Raw genomic sequence first — 647 nt, 5'->3', positions numbered from 1 at the left:
TTTTACCACCAATAAAAATGTTACTACAGTTGCTGAGCATACAGCGAAATATTTTGGTGGTGATGCTAAGTATAAGGATGGTGAATGGACAGATCCCACTTTCAAGGTTAAGACCGTTAAGGAAGATGGCACTGCAGAAGATAAAAGCTATACTGATGTAGCTTCTGCCTTTGAGGGTGTAGGTACTTCTATTACAAATGTAAAAAAAGAGATTAACAAGGTTGTAGGTGATAACCTAGTTAAACAGGATAAAGACAGCAAGACTATCAAGATTGGTGCGGAGACAGATGGCGCTACAATCAATATTGCCGATAAGAGTGGTGCTGATCGTGTTATTTCCGGTGTGAAGGAAGCGACCAATAACAATGAAGCGGTTAATAAAGGCCAACTTGATAAGGGTTTAAAAGACCTTTCTGATAATCTTCAGTCTGATGAATCAGCAGTTGTTCATTATGATAAAAATACAGATAAAGAAAACACCATTAATTATGAAAGTGTGACGTTAGGGAAAGGTAAGGAAGCAAAAGCCGTTGCTCTCCATAATGTAGCTGTTGGCAGTATTGCCAAGGATTCACGTGATGCCATTAATGGTGGACAAATTCATACCCTCTCTGGAGATGTTGCGAAGTTTTTAGGTGGTGGTACAA

General features: G+C 39.1%; 1 pseudogene. It reads left to right on the top strand.

The features are described 5' to 3' along the window. Positions 1–647: pseudogene (locus tag ACFINL_RS09820) on the top strand (hypothetical protein); the annotation flags it as partial.

The sequence above is a fragment of the Bartonella sp. AA78NXGY genome (genome assembly GCF_042197005.1).
Taxonomy (GTDB): Bacteria; Pseudomonadota; Alphaproteobacteria; order Rhizobiales; family Rhizobiaceae; genus Bartonella.
This window is presented reverse-complemented; position numbering and strand designations above follow the sequence as displayed.